This is a genomic window from Aquincola tertiaricarbonis (assembly GCF_000969605.1).
Classification (GTDB): Bacteria; Pseudomonadota; Gammaproteobacteria; order Burkholderiales; family Burkholderiaceae_C; genus Aquincola; species Aquincola tertiaricarbonis.
The window spans coordinates 43,139-61,876 of record NZ_JZUE01000024.1 but is presented as its reverse complement, the minus strand read 5'-3'; the positions used below and the strand labels follow the sequence as shown (position 1 = coordinate 61,876).

General features: G+C 70.7%; 18 protein-coding genes. 9 read left to right on the top strand and 9 right to left on the bottom strand.

What is annotated here, in order from left to right; translation table 11 throughout:
• Position 1 precedes the first annotated feature (1 nt).
• A complete protein-coding gene (locus VO99_RS22355) occupies positions 2-946 on the bottom strand; it encodes a hydroxymethylglutaryl-CoA lyase (protein WP_046115153.1) in 945 nt (314 codons plus the stop codon).
• A gap of 84 nt (positions 947-1,030) precedes the next feature.
• On the opposite strand from VO99_RS22355, the gene VO99_RS22350 reads away from it, so the two are divergent.
• The 3 genes from VO99_RS22350 to VO99_RS22340 all read left to right on the top strand — a co-directional run bounded on the left by VO99_RS22350 (position 1,031) and on the right by VO99_RS22340 (position 3,928).
• On the top strand, positions 1,031-1,918 hold the full coding sequence (locus VO99_RS22350; protein WP_046115152.1) for a LysR family transcriptional regulator: 888 nt from the start codon (positions 1,031-1,033) through the stop codon (positions 1,916-1,918).
• Positions 1,919-2,267: 349 nt separating this feature from the next.
• Entirely contained in the window at positions 2,268-2,792 is a 525-nt protein-coding gene (locus VO99_RS22345) for a hemerythrin domain-containing protein (RefSeq protein WP_046115151.1), read from the top strand.
• Complete coding sequence (locus VO99_RS22340; RefSeq protein WP_046115150.1) at positions 2,789-3,928, top strand: glutathione-independent formaldehyde dehydrogenase; 1,140 nt, start codon at positions 2,789-2,791, stop codon at positions 3,926-3,928. The genes VO99_RS22345 and VO99_RS22340 overlap by 4 nt, the downstream gene beginning before the upstream one ends.
• A 57-nt stretch (positions 3,929-3,985) precedes the next feature.
• Here VO99_RS22340 and VO99_RS22335 read toward each other — a convergent pair whose 3' ends face one another.
• Positions 3,986-4,417 carry a winged helix-turn-helix transcriptional regulator gene (locus tag VO99_RS22335; RefSeq protein ID WP_046115149.1) on the bottom strand — a complete coding sequence of 144 codons (432 nt, stop codon included), beginning with the start codon at positions 4,415-4,417 and terminating at the stop codon, positions 3,986-3,988.
• Between the two features lie 158 nt (positions 4,418-4,575).
• Here VO99_RS22335 and VO99_RS22330 point away from each other — a divergent pair, with 158 nt between their 5' ends.
• From VO99_RS22330 to VO99_RS22315, 5 genes are all read left to right on the top strand, one after another.
• Complete coding sequence (locus VO99_RS22330; protein WP_083440835.1) at positions 4,576-5,184, top strand: (2Fe-2S)-binding protein; 609 nt, start codon at positions 4,576-4,578, stop codon at positions 5,182-5,184.
• Positions 5,177-6,166 carry an FAD binding domain-containing protein gene (locus VO99_RS22325; protein ID WP_046115148.1) on the top strand — a complete coding sequence of 330 codons (990 nt, stop codon included), beginning with the start codon at positions 5,177-5,179 and terminating at the stop codon, positions 6,164-6,166. The genes VO99_RS22330 and VO99_RS22325 overlap by 8 nt, the downstream gene beginning before the upstream one ends.
• Before the next feature lies 1 nt (position 6,167).
• Entirely contained in the window at positions 6,168-8,375 is a 2,208-nt protein-coding gene (locus VO99_RS22320) for a xanthine dehydrogenase family protein molybdopterin-binding subunit (RefSeq protein WP_046115147.1), read from the top strand.
• Between the two features lie 116 nt (positions 8,376-8,491).
• Positions 8,492-8,641, top strand: coding sequence for a hypothetical protein (locus tag VO99_RS30460; protein ID WP_198157021.1), 150 nt, complete (start codon positions 8,492-8,494; stop codon positions 8,639-8,641).
• A gap of 10 nt (positions 8,642-8,651) precedes the next feature.
• Positions 8,652-10,157 (top strand): FGGY-family carbohydrate kinase, encoded by a 1,506-nt coding sequence (locus VO99_RS22315; RefSeq protein ID WP_046115146.1) that lies wholly within the window; start codon positions 8,652-8,654, stop codon positions 10,155-10,157.
• Positions 10,158-10,205: 48 nt separating this feature from the next.
• On the opposite strand, the gene VO99_RS22310 is transcribed toward VO99_RS22315, so the two are convergent.
• The 7 genes from VO99_RS22310 to VO99_RS22280 form a co-directional block, all read right to left on the bottom strand.
• Positions 10,206-10,907, bottom strand: coding sequence for an ABC transporter ATP-binding protein (locus VO99_RS22310; protein ID WP_046115145.1), 702 nt, complete (start codon positions 10,905-10,907; stop codon positions 10,206-10,208).
• Positions 10,908-10,985: 78 nt separating this feature from the next.
• A complete protein-coding gene (locus tag VO99_RS22305) occupies positions 10,986-11,729 on the bottom strand; it encodes an ABC transporter ATP-binding protein (RefSeq protein WP_046115144.1) in 744 nt (247 codons plus the stop codon).
• Entirely contained in the window at positions 11,729-12,745 is a 1,017-nt protein-coding gene (locus tag VO99_RS22300) for a branched-chain amino acid ABC transporter permease (protein ID WP_157039706.1), read from the bottom strand. The genes VO99_RS22305 and VO99_RS22300 overlap by 1 nt, the downstream gene beginning before the upstream one ends.
• Positions 12,746-12,788: 43 nt before the next feature.
• Positions 12,789-13,661, bottom strand: a complete 873-nt coding sequence (locus VO99_RS22295; RefSeq protein ID WP_046115142.1) for a branched-chain amino acid ABC transporter permease — start codon at positions 13,659-13,661, stop codon at positions 12,789-12,791.
• A 127-nt stretch (positions 13,662-13,788) separates the two neighbouring features.
• A complete protein-coding gene (locus tag VO99_RS22290) occupies positions 13,789-14,913 on the bottom strand; it encodes an ABC transporter substrate-binding protein (protein ID WP_232315475.1) in 1,125 nt (374 codons plus the stop codon).
• Positions 14,914-14,960: 47 nt separating this feature from the next.
• The gene (locus tag VO99_RS22285; protein ID WP_046115140.1) at positions 14,961-15,782 is read right to left on the bottom strand and encodes an alpha/beta fold hydrolase; all 822 of its coding nucleotides are present in this window, start codon (positions 15,780-15,782) and stop codon (positions 14,961-14,963) included.
• A 73-nt stretch (positions 15,783-15,855) separates the two neighbouring features.
• Complete coding sequence (locus tag VO99_RS22280) at positions 15,856-17,439, bottom strand: benzoate-CoA ligase family protein (protein WP_046115139.1); 1,584 nt, start codon at positions 17,437-17,439, stop codon at positions 15,856-15,858.
• A 293-nt stretch (positions 17,440-17,732) separates the two neighbouring features.
• Between VO99_RS22280 and VO99_RS22275 the strand changes: the two genes are divergently transcribed.
• Entirely contained in the window at positions 17,733-18,665 is a 933-nt protein-coding gene (locus VO99_RS22275; protein WP_046115138.1) for a helix-turn-helix transcriptional regulator, read from the top strand.
• The last annotated feature ends 73 nt before the right edge of the window (positions 18,666-18,738 follow it).

The window sequence follows — 18,738 nt, the reverse complement described above, 5'->3', positions numbered from 1 at the left end:
GTCAGGCTTCAGTGGGTTGGGCCAGCAGGGTCCTGGGCAGGCCGGCGCGCCAGATGGCGCCATGCAGCGGCTCGCCGGCCAGCCACCCGGCCAGGCGGCCGCGCAGCGACATCAGCGCATCGAACTGCAGGCCGGTGGGCACGCCCATGCTGGCGAACAGCCAGGCCAGGTCCTCGGTGGCCACGTTGCCGCTGGCCCCGGGGGCATGCGGGCAGCCGCCGATGCCCCCCGCGCAGGCGTCGAAGCGGCGGATGCCGGCCTGCCATGCCGCCACCACGTTGGCTGCGCCCAGGCCCCGGGTGTCATGGAAGTGCGCGGTGGTGAGGCGCTCGCCGGCCAGGCGCAGGGCGGCGTCGAACAGGCTGCGCACCTGCTGCGGGCCGGCATAGCCCACGGTGTCGGCCAGGCTCACCTCGTCGGCACCGGCATCCAGGCCCGCGGCCACCAGCCGCAGCACTTCCCGCGGCTCGACCACGCCCTGCAGGGTGCAGCCGAAGGCGGTGCTGATGCCCAGCTCGATGCGGCAGGGGCTGCCGGCGCTGTCGCGCGCGGCGCGGATGCGGCCCAGCTCGGCCACCACGTCATCCGGTGTCTTGCGCAGGTTGGCCAGGCTGTGCGCGTGGCTGGCCGACAGCGGCAGCAGCATCACATGGGCACCGGCGGCCAAGGCCGCCTCGGCGCCGCGCAGGTTGGGCACCAGCGCCGTGACCTGCAGCCCCGGCAGCTGGCAGGCAGCCTGCACGATGGTGGCGGTGTCGGCCAGCTGCGGCATCAGCCGCGGCGGAACGAAGGAGCCCACTTCCAGCTGCCGCAGGCCGGCCTGGTACAGGCCCTGCAGCCACTGCAGCTTGGTGTCGGTGGGCACGGTGCGCGCGATGGACTGCAGCCCGTCGCGCAGGCTGGTGTCGCGCACGGCGACGGGGGTCAGGGGCGTATCGGAAGGCATGGCTGCACTCTAGGCATCGCGGCGCGAGAGTCCAGCGACTTTTGGGAACGTCTTTCGTTCCCGTTGGCGATGCCAGAATGCCCCATGGGCCGCATCTTCGATCCCGTGTCGCTGCGACTGTTCATCGCCGTGTGCGAGGAACGGAACATCGCCCGCGCGGCGGCCCGCGAAGCGCTGGTGGCCTCGGCCGTGAGCAAGCGCATGGCGATGCTGGAGGCCGACGTGGGCACGCCGCTGCTGGTGCGCGGGCGCCGCGGCATCGAGCCGACGCCGGCCGGCGAGACGCTGCTGCGCCGCGCCCGCGAGATGCTCAGCCTGATGGCGCGGGCGCATGCCGAGCTGAGCGAGTTCCAGGGCGGCGTGGTGGGCAACGTGCGCATCGTGGCCAGCGTGTCGGCGCTGGCCTCCGGCCTGCCGGGCGACGTGGCCTGCTTCCTGGAAGCGCATCCGCGGCTGCGCGTGTCGCTGACCGAACGGGTGGGCACGGAGGTGGTGCGCGAGGTGCGCGAGGGCACGGCCGACCTCGGCGTGGTGTGGGACGAGGTGAACACGGGGCAGCTGGTGGCGCAGCACTACCGCCACGACCGGCTGGGCGTGCTGATGCCGCACGACCATCCGCTGGCGGCGCAGGCCTCGGTCTCCCTGCTCGAGACGCTGGCCCATCCGGCCGTGAGCGTGGCGCCCGGCGGCCTGCTGGACGGCCTGCTGCGCCGCCATGCGGCGCTGGCCGGTGCCACCTGGATGCCGCGCCTGGAAGTGGCCAGCTTCGAAGCGGCCGAGCACATCGTTCATGCGGGCCTGGGCCTGGCCATCGTGCCCATCGGCGTGACCGGGGATGCCGCGGGCGCCTTGGTATGCCGGCCGCTGAGCGAGGACTGGGCGCATCGCCGGCTGGTCGTGGTCTCGCGCACCGATGACTGGCTGCCGGCGCCTGCGCGGGCACTGCGCGATCACCTGCTGCCCCGGACCTGAGGCGCGCAGCGCGGCCTGACCCCGGCTGCGGCCGCCCCGTGCGGCAATGGGTGCCGATCGGCGCCGGCATGCCAGGGCTTGCACGCCACCGGCCCGCGACATCGGCCTGTGAAGGTCCATGCGCGTCAGACTCTTTCGCAGTCACCGGGCCTTTCATACCAAAGCATCGTCATGTGAAGACGGTGGTTTGCTCGCTGGCCTTGAACGCACCGGGGGCGGGGTCTGGCGGGCGCGTGGCCGGCGGGGCTCGCGATGCGTGGACGGCAGCCTGGCGGAACAGGGCTTGCCCATCCGGATCCCCGCTGCACCGAGCATCAGGCCCAGGCGGCGGCTCAACCAGGAGCGAGCCATGCCAAGCACCATTGCCTATGAAGACGCGGTGGACCTTCTGGACAGCGATCACAAGCTGGTCCAGAAGCTCTTCATCCAGTACCAGACCTTCCATGAGTTCGGTGCCCCCGCCGAGGACCGACAGAAGCTCGCCGAGCGCATCTGCGCTGCACTGAGCGTGCATGCGCAGATCGAGGAGGAGATCTTCTATCCCGCGGTGCGCGAGGCCACCGGCGACGATTCGCTGCTCGACCACGCCGAGGAAGAGCACCAGGAGGCCAAGGACCTGATGGCCCGCATCCAGGGGCTCAGCCCGGACGACGACGGCTATGACGACTGCGTGACGCAGCTCGCGGACGCGGTCATGGCGCATGTGATGGAGGAGCGCGAGCGTGTGTTCCTCCAGGCGCGCTATTCGGCGCTCGACCTGCGCGGACTGGCCGTGACCCTGCATGAGCGCAAGCAGGAACTGAAGGCGGAAGCGGGCGGCATGCCTGAGCTGCCGGCAGAGAAGACCCCCACCCAGATCGAGGAGAACGTATGAAGGCCCTCGTCTACAACGGACCCTGCGACGTGTCGGTCAACGAAGTGCCGGACGCCAGGATCGAACGCGCGACCGATGTGCTGGTGAAGATCACCACCACCAACATCTGCGGCTCGGACCTCCACATGTATGAAGGACGCACCGACATGCCGCCGGGCCGCATCCTCGGCCACGAGAACCTGGGCGTGGTGATCGAGGTGGGACCGGCGGTCGACCGGGTCAAGGTTGGCGACCGCGTGGCCCTGCCGTTCAACGTCGGCTGCGGCTTCTGCGAGAACTGCGAACGTGGCCTGAGCGCGTATTGCCTGACGACGAATCCCGGGATGGCCGGCGCCGCCTATGGCTTTGCCGACATGGGTCCGTATGCGGGCGGCCAGGCCGAGATGCTGCGCGTGCCCTATGGCGACTACAACTGCCTGGTGCTGCCGCGCGATGCGCAGGAGAAGGAGAACGACTACGTCATGCTCGCGGACATCTTCCCCACGGGCTACCACGCCACCGAGCTGGCGGGCGTGCAGCCCGGTGAAAGCGTCGTGATCTACGGTGCCGGCCCGGTCGGGCTGATGGCGGCCCTGTCCGCCGTCACCAAGGGGGCGAGCCAGGTGATGATCGTCGACACCCAGCCGGATCGCCTCGCCCTGGCCGAGAAGGTGGGCGCCATACCGATCGACGACACCGAGGGCGATGGTGTGGAGCAGGTGATGGAGCTGACCGGCGGCAAGGGCGCCGACCGCGGCTGCGAATGCGTGGGCTACCAGTGCTGCAACCTGCACCGCGAAGAGGTGCCGGGCCTGACGATGAACAACCTGGTGGCCTCGGTGAAGTTCACCGGCCGCATCGGCTGCGTCGGGGTGTTCGTGCCGCAGGACCCCGGCTCCAACGACAGGCTCGGTCGCGTCGGCAAGATGCCGTTCGACTTCGGCATGTTCTGGTTCAAGGGCCAGAGCATCGGCACCGGACAGTGCAACGTGAAGGCCTACAACCGCTTCCTCAGCCGCCTGATCGAGAAGGACAAGGTCAAGCCTTCCTTCATCGTCTCGCACGAGCTGTCGCTGGAACAGGCGCCCGAAGGCTACGAGAACTTCGACAAGCGCAAGGACGGCTGGACCAAGGTGGTGCTCAAGCCCGGCAAGTGACGGGGCTGGCGCTTCGGCGGATGGACCGTCGAAGCGCCATGCCGGTCGGCGCCGGGCTCAGGAGGCCTGCTCGCCAGGCTTCGGACGCTCGCGACGCGCGAAGCGGTCCTGCGCCGCGGCGATCTCCTCGCGATGCCGCTCGGCCCAGAGCCATACGCCGCAGAAGGCGGCGCTCAGTTCGCCGCCGAGCTGGGTCAGCTCGTACTCCACGCGCGGCGGCACCTCGGCATACACGGTGCGCACCAGCAGCCCGTCCTCCTCCATGCCGCGCAGCACCTGGGTCAGCACCTTCTGGCTCACCGGCCCGACACGGCGCTGGATCTCGGTGAAGCGTTGGCGGCCATGCTCGGTCAACACCTCCAGCGTGATCAAGGTCCACTTGTCGGCCACGCGGCCGATGATCTCCCTGACCACCCGCTCGACGGCCGGGTCCAGCGGCGCGCCATGGTGCGGATGCACGAAGTGGCTGGTGGTCGGTGATGTCGTCATCGTGTTCTCGTCAGGCAGGGCAGGGACGGACCGCTGGCAGGGGCCGGCATGGTTACCGCGAGGAAACCAAGGACCTGCACGGTGCGTACTTCACAGGCCCGTCCGGTGACTCTACGCTGACCGCTCCCTGCAACGTCATGCCTTCGGAGCTTTCATCGATGAGTGACATCCACCGCCTGCCGGCCCTGGATCGGCGAACCTTCATGGTGGCCACGGCCAGCGCCACCGGCCCGGTGCTGGCGACCGGCTGCGCGGCAGGCGCGCAGGTGGCCGAGGGTTCCAGCCGCCTGCCCATCGAGGTGACGGTCAACGGCATGCCGCGGCAGCTGCAGGTCGAGGCCCGTGCCTCGCTGCTCGACGTGCTGCGGGATCGGCTGCAGCTGACCGGCACGAAGAAGGGCTGCGACCACGGGCAGTGCGGCGCCTGCACCGTGCATGTGGACGACCGCCGCGTGGCCTCGTGCCTGACGCTGGCGGTGAAGTGCCATGGCCGCCAGGTGCGCACCATCGAAGGACTGCCGCCGCGCGATGGTGCGCTCCATGTGATGCAGCAGGCCTTCATCGACCACGACGCGCTGCAGTGCGGCTACTGCACGCCCGGGCAGATCATGGCCGCGGTGGCCTGCGTGCGCGAGGGCCATGCCGGTACCGACGCCGAGATCCGCGAGTACATGAGCGGCAACCTGTGCCGATGCGGTGCCTACGTCGCCATCCTGGAGGCGGTGCGCGACGGGGCGCAGCGGATGAAGGAAGCCGGCCATGCGTGAGTTCGGCTATGCCGCGCCGGCCGATGTGCCGGCGGTGCTGTCGCGCAAGGCGGCCACGCCCGCGGCCCGCTACTACGGCGGTGGCACCACGTTGTTCGACCTGATGAAGCTGGGCGTGGAAGGCCCGGTGTCGGTGATCGACGTCACCCGCTGCGACGCGCTGCAAACGCTGGAGGCCGGGCGCAGCGAGTGGCGCCTGGGCGCGGCAATGACGATGGCCGACGTGGCGGCGGATGCGGCCCTGCAACGCGAGTTTCCGGCGCTGGCCGAGTCGCTGTGGAAGGCGGCGTCGCCACAGATCCGCAACATGGCCACGCTGGGTGGCAACCTGCTGCAGCGCACGCGCTGCGCCTATTTCCGCGGCACGCCGGCCTACGCGTGCAACAAGCGCGAGCCGGGCAGCGGATGCTCGGCGCTGGAGGGCGTGAACCGCGGCCATGCGGTGCTGGGCGGCAGCGAGCATTGCGTGGCGACCTATCCCGGCGACCTGGCGGTGGCGCTGGTGGCCTTCGATGCCGTGCTCGAGCTGCGCAGCCCGCGCGGCCCGCGCACGCTGGCCGTCATCGACCTGCACCGCGAACCCGGCAGCACGCCGCACCTGGAGACGACGCTGGCAGACGACGAGCTCATCGTCGCCATCCGCGTGCCGCGGGCGCCGGCCACCCGCGCCTCTGTCTATCACAAGGTGCGCGACCGTGAGTCGTATGCCTTCGCGCTGGCGTCGGCCGCGGTCGGCCTGCAGATGGACGGCGGGCGTGTGGTCGACGTGCGCATCGGCCTGGGCGGGGTGGCAACCCGGCCCTGGCGGGCCCGGGCCGCCGAGCGGCAGTTGCTGGGCCAGCCGCTCACACGCGAGTCGGCACGGCAGGCGGCCGAATCGGCCTTCGCCGAGGCCCGCCCGCTTTACCACAACCGTTTCAAGGTGGCGCTGGGCATCGACGTGCTCACCGACGCCCTCATGCAATCGAAGGCGAGGCTCTGACATGGCCGGCATCAACACTTCCCCAAGGCGCGCCGGACCGGAGCGCGTCGATGCGCTGGACAAGGTCCGCGGCGCCACCCGGTATGCGGCGGACCAGATGCCGGCCGGCCTGCTGCATGCCGCGCTGGTGCCGGCGGCCATCGGCCGCGGCCGCATCGAGCGCATCGACACCGCGGCCGCCGAGCGCGTGCCCGGCGTGCGGCTGGTGCTGAGCCACGTCAACATCGGCCCGCTGCCCAGTGGCGGCTTCATCCTTGGCGGCGGCTTCGGCTTCCAGAGCCTGCAGCCGCTGGCCGGGCCCGACATCGCCTACCGCGGCCAGTACGTGGCGCTGGTCGTGGCCGACACGCTGGAGGCGGCCCGCGAAGCCGCGCAGCGGGTGGAGGTGGCTTTCACCGCCATGCCGGCCGCGCCCGTGCCGCGATCGCCTGGCGCCGAGACGGCGGCGCAGCCGTCGCTCATTCCGCTGCCGCCCTTGGCGGACAAGCACGTGGGCGATGCCGACGCGGTCTTCGCGCAGGCCGCGGTGAAGGTGGACGTGACGGCGCGGCTGCCGGCGCAGCACCAGAATCCGATGGAGCTCGTCGCCACCGTGGCCGAGTGGCAGGGCGAGCAGCTCGTCGTCCACGAACCGACGCAGAACGCCGAGGCGGTCCGCCACGGGCTGGCGCGGCAGCTCGGCATGCCGGCCGCGCAGGTGCGTGTGGTGTCGCCGGCGGTCGGCGGGGGCTTCGGGCAGAAGAACTCGCTGCAGTCGCACACGGTGCTGGTGGCCATCGCGGCCCGGCGGCTGGGCCGGCCGGTGAAGCTGGTGGTGCCGCGTGCCCTCGTGTTCCACAACACCTCGTTCCGGCCGCACAGCGTGCAGCGCGTGCGCCTGGGGGCCAGCCGCGATGGCCGCGTGCTGGCCGCCATCCACGAGACGGACCAGCAGACCTCACGTCACGACGCTTTTCCTTCCACCGGCAGCGACACCACCGCGCGGCTGTACGACATCCGCCACTTCCGCAGCGCCGATCGCCTGGTCCGCACCGATGTGCAGACACCCGGCTTCATGCGCGGGCCGCACGAGCATCCGGCGGTGTTCGCCTTCGAGCTGGCGATGGACGAGCTGGCCCAGGCCACGGGGCTGGACCCGGTGGAGCTGCGCCTGCGCAACGACGGCACGACCGATCCGGTGACCGGCAAGCCGTACTCATCGCGCCATGTCGCCGCCTGCCTGCGTCGCGGCGCCGAGCTGATGCGCTGGGAACGCCGACGGCCGTCACCGCGCTCGATGTCACTGCCCGACGGCACGCTGGTGGGGCTGGGGGTGGCCACCGGTGCCTACAAGGCGGCGGCGGCGCCCGCCCGCGCGACGGTGCGGCTGGCGTCTTCGGGCCGCCTGTGGGTTGCGGTGGGCGGCCATGAGATGGGGCAGGGCCTGCGCACGGCCATCGCCGAATCGGTCTCGCGGATCACCGGCGCACCGCTGGCGGCGATCGAGGTGCAGCTCGGCGACACCGCATTCGCACCCCAGCACCTCACCGCAGGCTCCTGGGGCACCGCCACCGCCTTGCCTGCGGTGGAGGAGGCCTGCCGCCGCCTGATGGACGAGCTGCAGGCACCGGCCGGGGCGGCGCAGCCGGGCCACCTGCTCGACCGCCTGAAGGCCAGCGGCCGCGAGCAGCTGGAAGTGCGCAGCCAGACCCGCGCGCCGGGGCAGCCCGAGCAGGTCTTCGGGCGGCTGGACGGCGGGCTGCCGGCCGCGGGTGGGCCGGTGTATCCGGAGTTCGTGTCGTTCAGCCACGCGGCGCATTTCGTCGAGGTGCATGTGGAGCCCACCACGCGCCGGGTGCGCGTCGCGCGCTGCGCCAGCGTGATCGATTGCGGGCGCGTGGTGAGCCGGCGCACCGCGCGCAGCCAGGCCGAGGGCGGCGTGGTCTGGGGCATCGGGGCGGCGCTGCGGGAGGTCAGCGAGGTTGATCCACGGCACGGCGGCTTCCTCAATGCCGACCTGGCGGAGTACGTGATTCCGGTCGCCGCGGACATCGGCCGCATCGACGTCGACTTCATCGACGAGCCTGACCCCCGGCTCAACCCGCAAGGCGTCAAGGGCCTCGGCGAGATCGTGATGGTGGGCGTGGCAGCGGCGGTGGCGAACGCCGTGTTCCATGCGACCGGCCAGCGCCTGCACCACCTGCCGATCCGCCTGGAAGACCTCTACTGAAGCCGCGCGGCAGCCCGACGATCAGGCGACGCTGCCGCGCACCACCAGGCTCGCACCCACCATGATCTTCACCGCGGGACACCGAGCTGATCCGCAACCACGCCGAGAGCCTGGGCGTGCCGGTGATGCTCAGCAACATGGTGCATGAGCTGAACAAGGTGGCGCAGAACCTCGGTTGGGGCGAGCTGAACGCCACCGCCATCTTCAAGCTGTGCGAGCTGATGGCCGGGATCGCCCCAGCACCGGGCGCGGCCGGCAAGGCCTAGTCTTCCGCGCATGCAAGACCACCTGCTCGGCATCGACGTCGGCACCTACAGCAGCAAGGCGGTGCTCACCGACCTGGCGGGCCGGGTGCTGTGCACCGCGGTGCAGCCGCATGGCCTGTCGATGCCACAACCCGGCCATGTGGAGCAGGACGCCGATGCCGTCTGGTGGCACGACGTGGGCCTGCTCAGCCGGCGTCTGCTGGCCGACAGCGGGCTGGCGCCCGGGCGCATCGCGGCCATGGCGGTGAGCGCCATCGGCCCCTGCCTGCTGCCGCTGGATGCGGCCGGGCGGCCGCTGCGCCCCGGCATCCTCTACGGCGTGGACGTGCGGGCCACGCAGCAGATCGCCGAGCTGGAGCAGGCCATCGGCGCCGACACGATCCAGGCCTTCTCGCGCATGAGCCTGAGCAGCCAGGCCATCGGCCCGAAGATCCGCTGGCTGCGCCAGCAGGAGCCGGCGGTGTGGCAGGCCACGCGGCACCTGGTGTCGGCCACCTCGTACCTGGTGTGGCGGCTCACCGGCGCGCTGACGATGGACCGCCACAGCGCCAGCCACTTCATGCCGCTGTACAACCCCGCCACCGGCCAGTGGGACGACACCCATGCCGCAGAGGTGACGCCCATCGGCCTGCTGCCGCCGCTGGGCTGGGCCGAGGACCTGGCCGGCCGGCTGCAGCCCGAGGCGGCGACGCACACCGGCCTGGACGTGGGCACGCCGGTGGCCTTCGGCACCATCGACGCCTTGAGCGAGGCGCTGAGCGTGGGCGTCACCCAGCCCGGCGACCTGATGCTGATGCACGGCAGCACCACCTTCTTCGTGCTGCAGCAGGCCACACCCACGCCCGACCCACGGGTGTGGACCGTGGCCGGCGCCACGCCCGGCAGCTGGAACCTGGCCGCCGGCATGAGCACCACCGGCAGCCTGACCCGCTGGTTCAAGGACGAACTGGCCCGCGACCTGCCGCCCGACGAGGGCTATGCCGAGCTGTTCGCCCGCGCGGCCGAGGTGCCGCCCGGTGCCGGCGGCCTGCTGGTGCTGCCCTACTTCAGCGGCGAGCGCACCCCGATCAACGATCCGTTGGCCAGCGGCGTGGTGGCCGGCCTGGGCCTGGGCCATCGCCGCGAGCAGTTGTTCCGCGCGGTGCTGGAGGGCATCGGCTTCGGCATCCGCCACAACCTGGAGGCCTTCGCCGACATCGGCGCGCAGGTGCGCCGCGTGGTGGCCGTGGGCGGCGGTGCACAGACCGACACCGGGCTGCAGATCGTGTCCGACATCACCGGCGTGAGCCAGGAGGTGCCCGGCGTGACGGTGGGCGCGGCGTATGGCGATGCCTTCCTTGCCGGTCGGGCGGCCGGCCTGCTGCAGCCCGACGACCTGCAGCGCTGGGTGCGCCCTGGCCGCCTGGTCCATCCCGACGCGGACCGGCATGCGTTCTACAGCCGGATCTATCCGCACTTCCGCACGCTGTACACCGCCACCCGCGAGGTGGTGCATGCGCTGAAGCGCCTGGGCTGAGGCGACGCCGAGGCCGTCTACCGAGGGGTACGCGGCCTGCGCGTGGCTTCAGACACCCAGGTACTCGGCCAGGCCGGCCGTGTCCGCCGCCAGCATGGTGGAGGCGCCGGCCCGCTCGATGCGGCCCTTCTGCATCACCACCGCCTGGTCGGTGTGCGCCAGCACCTTGCGGTAGTCGCGGTCCACGATCAGCGTGGCGATGCCGGTGGCGCGGATCTCGCCGATCACGCGCCAGATCTCGGCCACGATCAGCGGCGCCAGGCCTTCGGTGGCCTCGTCCAGGATGACCAGCCGGGGGTTGGTCATCAGCGCGCGGCCGATGGACAGCATCTGCTGCTCGCCGCCCGACAGCTGCTGGCCGCCATGGCCCAACCGTTCGGCCAGCCGCGGGAAGGTGCTCAGCACCCGCTCCAAGGTCCAGGCGCGGCGGCCGTCCAGGCCCGGGCGCTCGGTCATCACCAGGTTCTCGCGCACCGTCAGGTTGGGGAAGATGCCGCGGCCCTCGGGCACGTAGCCAATGCCCAGCCGCGCCATCTTCTCCGGCGGCCAGCCGGTGACGTCCTTGCCGTCCACCTGCACGCGGCCGGAGGCGGGCTTCACATAGCCCATCAGCGAGCGGATGAGCGTCGTCTTGCCCATGCCGTTGCGGCCGAGCAGGCCGACGGCCGTGGCGGTCGGGATCTCGACGTCGACGCCACGCAGGATGTGGCTGTCGCCGTAGTAGGTGTTGAGGCCTTCGATGGTGACCATGTCAGTCCCGCCCGGCCGCCCGAAGGGACTGAACGCCCCCCTGGGGGGCAGTGAACGAAGTGAGCTGGGGGGTCGTCATCAATGCTCGCCCAGGTAAGCGGTCTGCACGTCGGGGTGGCGGCGGATGTGCTCCGGCTCGCCGGTGGCGATCACGCAGCCGTTGACCATCACCGTGATGCGGTCGGCGATGCGGAACACCGCGTCCATGTCGTGCTCCACCAGCAGCACCGCATGCGTGGCCTTCAGCCGCTGCAGCAGCGCCAGCATGCGGTCGGTCTCCTCCGCGCCCATGCCGGCCAGTGGCTCGTCCAGCAGCAGCACCCGCGGCGCGGTGGCCAGGCACATCGCCACCTCCAGCTGGCGCTTGCCGCCGTGGCTCATGGTGCCGGCGATGCGGTCGGCCTCGTGCGCCAGGCCGGCGGCCTCCAGCGCCGCCTGCGCGGCGGCATTGCTGCGCACGCAGCCGGTGGCCGATTGCCACAGCGCCCACGGCCGCGCGAAGGCGGCCTGCGCGGCCAGCCGGCAGTTCTCGCGCACGGTGAACTCCGGGAAGATGGTGGTGCGCTGGTAGCTGCGGCCCACGCCGGCGCGGGCGCGGCGGTGCTGCGACCAGCCGGTGACGTCCTGCCCGTCGAAGCGGATGCGGCCGGCGCTGGCGCCGATCTCGCCCGACAGCATGTTGATCAGCGTGGACTTGCCTGCGCCGTTGGTGCCGATCACCGCATGCACCTCGCCCACGTGCAGGTCCAGGGCCACGTCGCTGACGGCCAGCAGGCCGCCGAAGCGCCGGCTCAGGCTTTCCACTTGCAGCATCGCGGCCATCATGCGGCTCCCTTGTGCGTGCCCTGGGGCGACAGCCGATCCATCAGCCCGATCAGCCCCTTGGGCAGCAGCGCGACGAAGCCGATGATGGCCAGGCCCAGCGTGAGCTGCCAGTGGTCGGCCAGCGGCCCCACCAGCCCGTGCGTGGACAGCACCTCGCGCAGCAGCGTGAAGGCCACCGCGCCGATCACCGCGCCGCGCAGGCTGCCCAGGCCGCCGAGGATGATCATCAGCAGCACGTCGCCCGAGGTGTGCCAGGACAGCATCTCGGGGTTGACCACGCCGTCGCGCGAGGCCACGAGGAAGCCCGCCAGCCCGGCGAGCGCACCGCCGATGACGAAGGCCGCCAGCTTGTACAGGTAGGTGTTGAAGCCGGCGGCCCGCATGCGCTGCTCGTTCACCCGGATGCCGGCCAGCGCGGCGCCGAAGCGTGAGCGGCGGATCAGCGCCAGCAGCCCGTAGGTGCCCGCCAGCGCGGCCAGCGCCAGGTAGAACAGCGTGCGCCGGTCCTCCAGGTCGATGGGCCCCAGCGAAGGCCGCACGTACAGGTAGATGCCGTCGCTGCCGCCGCCGATGCCGGTGTCGTGGAACACGAAGTACGCCATCTGCGCGAAGGCCAGCGTGACCATGATGAAGTAGATGCCCCGAGTGCGCAGCCCCAGCGCGCCGACGAACAGCGCATAGGCCGCCGCGCCGCCCATCGCCAGCGGCAGCACGGTGGCGATGGAGCCGCCGGCTTCGCCCGAGGCCAGCACGGTGACGTAGGCGCCGATGCCGTAGAAGGCCGCATGGCCCAGGCTCACCAGCCCGGTCATGCCCACCACCAGCTGCAGGCTGAGCGCGAAGATCGACAGGATCATCACCTTCAGCAGCAGGTCGGTGAGGTAGGGCGTGAGCACCGGGGCCAGTGCGGCCAGCGCGCCCAGCACGCACAGCGCGGGCAGGGCCGGCTTCCAGCCCGCCGGCCGCGGCGGGGCGGCCGCCGGGCCGTGTAGGGGGCTTGCAGGCAGGGCCATGGCAGCGGATGGGGACGTTGCGCCGAGGTCGGTCTTCATGTCGTCAAGCCCTGCGGCCCATCAGGCCTTCGGGCCGCCAGATCAGCACGATGGCCATCAGCAGGTACACGCCGATGCCGCTGAGCTCGGCAAAGAACACCTTGCCGAAGGTGTCGACGAAGCCCACCAGCAGCGAGGCCACCAGCGCGCCGGTGATGGAGCCGATGCCGCCGATCACCACCACCACGAAGCAGATGATGAGCACGCTGCCGCCCATGCCCGGGTACACGCTGGACATCGGCGCGGCGATCATGCCGGCCAGCGCCGCCAGCGCCACGCCGGCGGCGAACACGATGCGGTACAGCCGCCGGATGTCGATGCCCAGGCCGCGCACCATGTCGCGGTTGCTGGCGCCGGCGCGGATCATCATGCCCAGCCGCGTGCGGTTGACCACCCAGTACAGGCCGAGCGCCAGCACGATGCAGGCCGCCGAGGCGAACAGCCGGTAGGTGGGATAGCTCATCACCTCGCCCAGCGCGAAGCTGCCGGCCAGCCATTCGGGCGGCTTCACGCCATGCACGTCGTTGCCCACCAAGATGCTGCGCAGCTCCTCGAACACCAGGATCAGGCCGTAGGTCATCAGCACCTGCTGCAGGTGCTCGCGCTGGTACAGGTAGCTGTAGAAGGCCCACTCGAGGAAGTAGCCGAACACCGCCGCCAGCACGATGCCGGCGGCCAGCATCAGCAGGAACTGGTCGCCGAACAGCGGGCTGAGCGCAAACGCCATGTAGGCGCCCAGCATGTAGAAGCTGCCATGCGCCAGGTTGATGACGCCCATGATCCCGAAGATCAGCGTCAGCCCCGACGCCAGCAGGAACAGCAGCAGCCCGTACTGCACCGCGTTCAGGCACTGAACCAGAAAGGTAGGCACATCCATCGACAGTCTCCAGGTGCAGCCCTTCGCGGCTGCGTGCCTTCATCAAGCGGCCACCACGGATCCGGCTCCGCCGGTCCGTTGGTGGCGCCCCCTTGAGGGGGAGCGCCGGAAGGCGCCCCGAGGGTGGTCACATCCTGCAGCCGCGGGCGGGGTCAGACAGCGACTTGCTGGCGATGCCGACCACCTTGTTCTCCTTGCCGTCCACCTTGCGCAGGTAGATGTCTTGCACCGGGTTGTGCGACTTGGACAGCGTGAACGGCCCGCGCGGGCTGTCGATCTTCGCCTTCTGCAGCGCGGCGGCGAACTCGGCCTTCCTGCTCACGTCGCCCTTGACCGCGGCCAGGCCTGTGGCCAGCATCTGCGCCGCGTCGTAGCCCTGCACCGCGTACACGTCGGGCTGCATCTTGAAGGTCTTGGCGTAGGCCAGGCGGAACTGGTTGTCGCGCGGCGTGTTCAGGCCGTCGGCATAGTGAAGCGTGGTCAGCAGGCCCTGCGCGGCATCGCCCTGCGCCTCCAGCGTGCCATCGGTCAGGAAGCCCGAGCCGTACAGCGGGATGGTCTTGTTCAGGCCCGCGGCGGCATAGTCCTTGACGAACTTCACCGCGCCGCCGCCCGCGAAGAAGGCGAACACCGCATCGGGCTTGGCCGCGGCGATCTCGGTGAGCAGCGCCTGGAACTCCACGTTGGGGAAGGGCAGCGTCAGTTGCTTGCTGACCTTGCCGCCTTCCTTCTCGAAGCCTTCCTTGAAGGCATTGGTCATCTCCTCGCCGGCTGCGTACTTCCAGGTGATGGTCATCGCGGTCTTCTTCTTCTCCTGCTTCGCTGCCACCGTGCCCATGCCGTAGCTGGACTGCCAGTTGGAGAAGCTGCTGCGGAAGATGTTGACCGCGCACATCGGGCCGGTGACGGCATCGGAGCCGGCGTTGGGCACGATCAGCAGCGTGCCGCTTTCCTTGGCCGCGCGGGCCATGCCCATGGCCACGCCGCTGTGCACCGTGCCCACCAGCACGTCGACGTTGTCGCGCTTGATCAGCTTGTTGACGTTGTCGGTCGCCTTCGACGGATCGGACTCGTCGTCCACCTTGAAGAACTCGATCTCGCGGCCGGCCAGCTTGCCGCCCTGCTCGTCCACATACAGGCGGAAGCCGTTCTCGATGGCGACGCCCAGCGCGGTGAAGGTGCCGCTGTACGGCAGCATCAGGCCCACCTTCAGCTTGGGCTGGGCCTGCGCCATCGCCACGGACGATGCCATCAGCAGCGAGGCGGCCAGCGCCGGAATGGCGAATGCGGTCGATCGGATCATCGGGGTCCCCTTGTGTCGTGTGGGCGGTGGTGGTCTTGCAGGAAGCCGCGTGCCGCCGCGATGACGGCCGCGGGCTGGTCACGGTGCGGCGAATGGCCGCAGTCGGGCAACGCCAGCAGCTGCGTGGCGGGCAGCAGCCGCCGGATGCTGCGCACCTGTTCCAGCGTGCCGTACTCGTCGTCGATGCCCTGGATGGCGAGTACCGGCGCGGTGATCTGCGCCACCTCGTGTTCGATGTTCCAGCCGCGGAAGGCCGGGTCCAGCCAGATGCGGTTCCAGCCCCAGAAGGCCGAGTCGGCATCGTCGTGGTAGCGGCCCAGCCGCTGCGGCAGGTCGGTGGTCAGCCAGGCCTGGCGTGCGCCTTCGATGCTGGTGATGGACAGGTCTTCCACGAACAGGTGCGGCGCCAGCACGATGGCGCCGGCTGTGCGGTGGCGGGCCGCATGCAGCAGCGCGATGGAGCCGCCGTCGCTGTGGCCGAAGAGCCAGGGCGGGCTGCCGGCCGTGTCGATGCGCAGCGCATCGAACAGCGCCGGCAGCAGCTCGTGCGCCTGGCGGTGCATGAAGTCGGGTGCCCAGCGCTCGTCGGCCGCACGGGGGGTGCTGCGGCCATAGCCGGGGCGGGAGAAGACCAGCCCGCGCACGCCCAGCGCATCGCACAGCCGCTGCGGGAAGTCCTTCCACATGGCCACCGAGCCCAGGCCCTCGTGCAGGAAGACCATCAGCGGCGCGGCGGCATCGTCCACACGCAGCCACTGGTGCTCGATGCGCACCGTGCGGCCCTGCCAGGCCAGCTCGGCGAAGCGCGTGCCGGTCATGGGGCACCCTCCCGCTGCGCGGGATCCCGCCGCGCGGGAGGAGCGCCGCCTTGGGGCGGCCGGGCGGCGGCGCTCACGCCTGCTTCTCCCGCTCGCGCAGGCGGAAGCGCTGGATCTTGCCGGTGGCGGTCTTGGGCAGCTCGTCGACGAACTCGATGAAGCGCGGGTACTTGTAGGGCGCCAGCCGGTCCTTGACGAAGGCCTTGAGCTCGGCCTCGTCCACCTGCTGCCCGGGCTTGAGCACCACAAAGGCCTTGGTCTTGGTCAGCCCTTCCGCGTCTTCCTTGCCGATGACCGCGCTCTCCAGCACCGCGGGGTGCTGCATCAGCGTGGCCTCCACCTCGAAGGGCGAGACGTAGATGCCGCTGACCTTGAGCATGTCGTCGCTGCGGCCGGCATAGGTGTAGTAGCCGTCGGCATCGCGGCTGTACTTGTCGCCGCTCTTGGTCCAGCCGCCCTGGAAGGTCTCGCGGCTCTTGTCGCGGTTGCCCCAGTACATCAGCGCGGCGCTGGGCCCGCGGATGTAGAGGTCGCCCACCTCGCCGTCGGCCACCGGGCGGCCGTCGTCGCCGCGCAGCTCGATCTCGTAGCCTGCCACCGGCCGGCCGGTGGTGCCATAGCGCACGTCGCCCGGCCGGTTGCTGATGAAGATGTGCAGCATCTCGGTGGAGCCGATGCCGTCGATGATCTCGCTGCCGTAGTGCGCCTTGAAGCGCTGGCCGATCTCGGCGGGCAGCGCCTCGCCGGCCGACGAGCACATGCGCAGCGCCACCGCGTCGCGCGGCGGCAGCCCGGGCGAGGCCAGCATGCCGGCAAAGCCGGTGGGTGCGCCGAAGAACACGGTGGGCCGGGTGCCGGCCAGCGCCGGCGTGGCGCCGGTCCAGCGCTGGAAGGTGGCCGCGGGCGTGGGCCGCTCGGCCATCAACACCACGCTGGCGCCCACGCTCAGCGGGAACGTGAGCGCATTGCCCAGCCCATAGGCGAAGTACAGCTTGGCCGCCGAGAAGCACACGTCGTCCTCGGTCAGGCCCAGCACCGGCTTGCCGTACAGCTCGGCCGTCCAGTAGGGGTTGCCGTGGGTGTGCACCGTGCCCTTGGGCTTGCCGGTGGAGCCTGATGAATACAGCCAGAAGCCGGGCTCGTCGGGCCCGGTGGGCGCGGGCCGCGCGGCCGGCGCGTGGCGGGCGATCAGCGCCGCCAGGTCGTGCGCGCGGGCGCCGTGCAGCTCGGCCGGCAGGGCTTCGTCGGGGTGCGACACGATGATGTGCCGCAGTTCATGCTCACCCAGGTCGAGCGCAGCCTGCAGCGCCGGCAGCAGCGCGCCCGACACCAGCGCCGCCTGCGCGCGGCTGTTGGCCAGCATGTAGGCATAGTCCTCGGCGGTGAGCAGCGTGTTCACCGCCACCGGCACCACGCCCGCATGCATGGCGCCGAGGAAGCCCACCGGCCAGTGGCTGGTGTCGTGCATCAGCAGCAGCACGCGTTCCTCGCGGCGCAGGCCCAGCGCCTGCAGGGCGGCCGACACCCGTCGCACCTGGTCGGCCAGCTCGCCATAGCTCAGCACGCCGTGGTCGTCGATGTATGCCGGCTTGCCGGCGCGGCCAGCATTGAGCTCGAGCAGGTGCTGCGCGAAGTTGAACCGGGCAGGCAAAGTCATGGCGATGTCTCCTCGCACGGGGATGTCTTCTCGGATGCCCATGTCAGGCCGGTGCGTCAGGCCGTGGCCTCGAGCGGGTGGCCCGCGACGTGCCCCGCCGCCTCGGCCATGCGTTGGTGAAATGCGGCTTGCGACATGCGGCTGGCTCCTGACCCGGCGACTCTGCTTGATGCGCTACAGGCAATGAAGTATCTTGCCTGCGACAGGAAGATAGCGAGGGGTCAATGCAGCGTCAAGCAATATAGTGCACTCGCAGTGATAACCCCTAGGGCCCGACCGAGGCAACGGACAACATGAACGACAGCGCTGAACTACGACCCGCCAGCCCGGTGCTCGACGCACCGGACGCCGCGGAGGAGGCCAAGAACCCGTTGCTGCTGGCCCTGGGCGAGCGGGTGCGCACCTTGCGTGCACGCCGCGGGCTGACGCGCAAGCAGGCCGCGTTGGCGGCGGACGTGTCGGAGCGGCACTTCGCCAACCTGGAATACGGCATCGGCAACGCCTCCATCCTGGTGCTGCAGCAGGTGGCTGGCGCACTGCAGTGCTCGCTGGCCGAGCTGCTGGGCGACGTGACCACCAGCTGCCCGGAATGGCTGCTGATCCGCGAGCTGCTGGAGCACCGCAACGAGGCCGAGCTGCGCCGCGCCCGCATCGCCCTCACCGAGCTGCTAGGCCAGCCCGGTGGCGACCGCGCACGCGGCGGCCGCATCGCGCTGGTGGGCCTGCGCGGCGCCGGCAAGAGCACGCTGGGCCAGATGCTGGCCGACGACCTGGACCTGCCGTTCGTGGAGCTGAGCCGCGAGATCGAGAAGGTGGCCGGCTGCAGCATCCGCGAGATCCACGACCTGTACGGCACCGCCGCCTACCGCCGCTATGAGCGCCGCGCGCTGGAGGAGACGGTGCAGATCTATGCCGACGTCGTGATCGCCACGCCCGGCGGCCTGGTGTCCGACCCGGCCACCTTCAACCTGCTGCTGGCGCACTGCACCACCATCTGGCTGCAGGCCTCGCCGGAAGAGCACATGGCCCGCGTGGCCGCGCAAGGCGACATGCGGCCGATGGCCGCCAGCAAGGAAGCGATGGAAGACCTGCGCCGCATCCTGGCCGGCCGCGCCGCCTTCTATTCCAAGTCCGACCTGACGCTGGACACCAGCGGCCGCACGCTGGACCAGAGCTTCGCGGCGCTGCGTGCCATGGCGCGCGAGGTGCTGGCGCTGGAAAGCTAGCTAGAGCAATATATTGCAAGGTGGTTGGCCTTGACGCATGGGATTGCACGCACTATGCTGCATTCCATTGCGT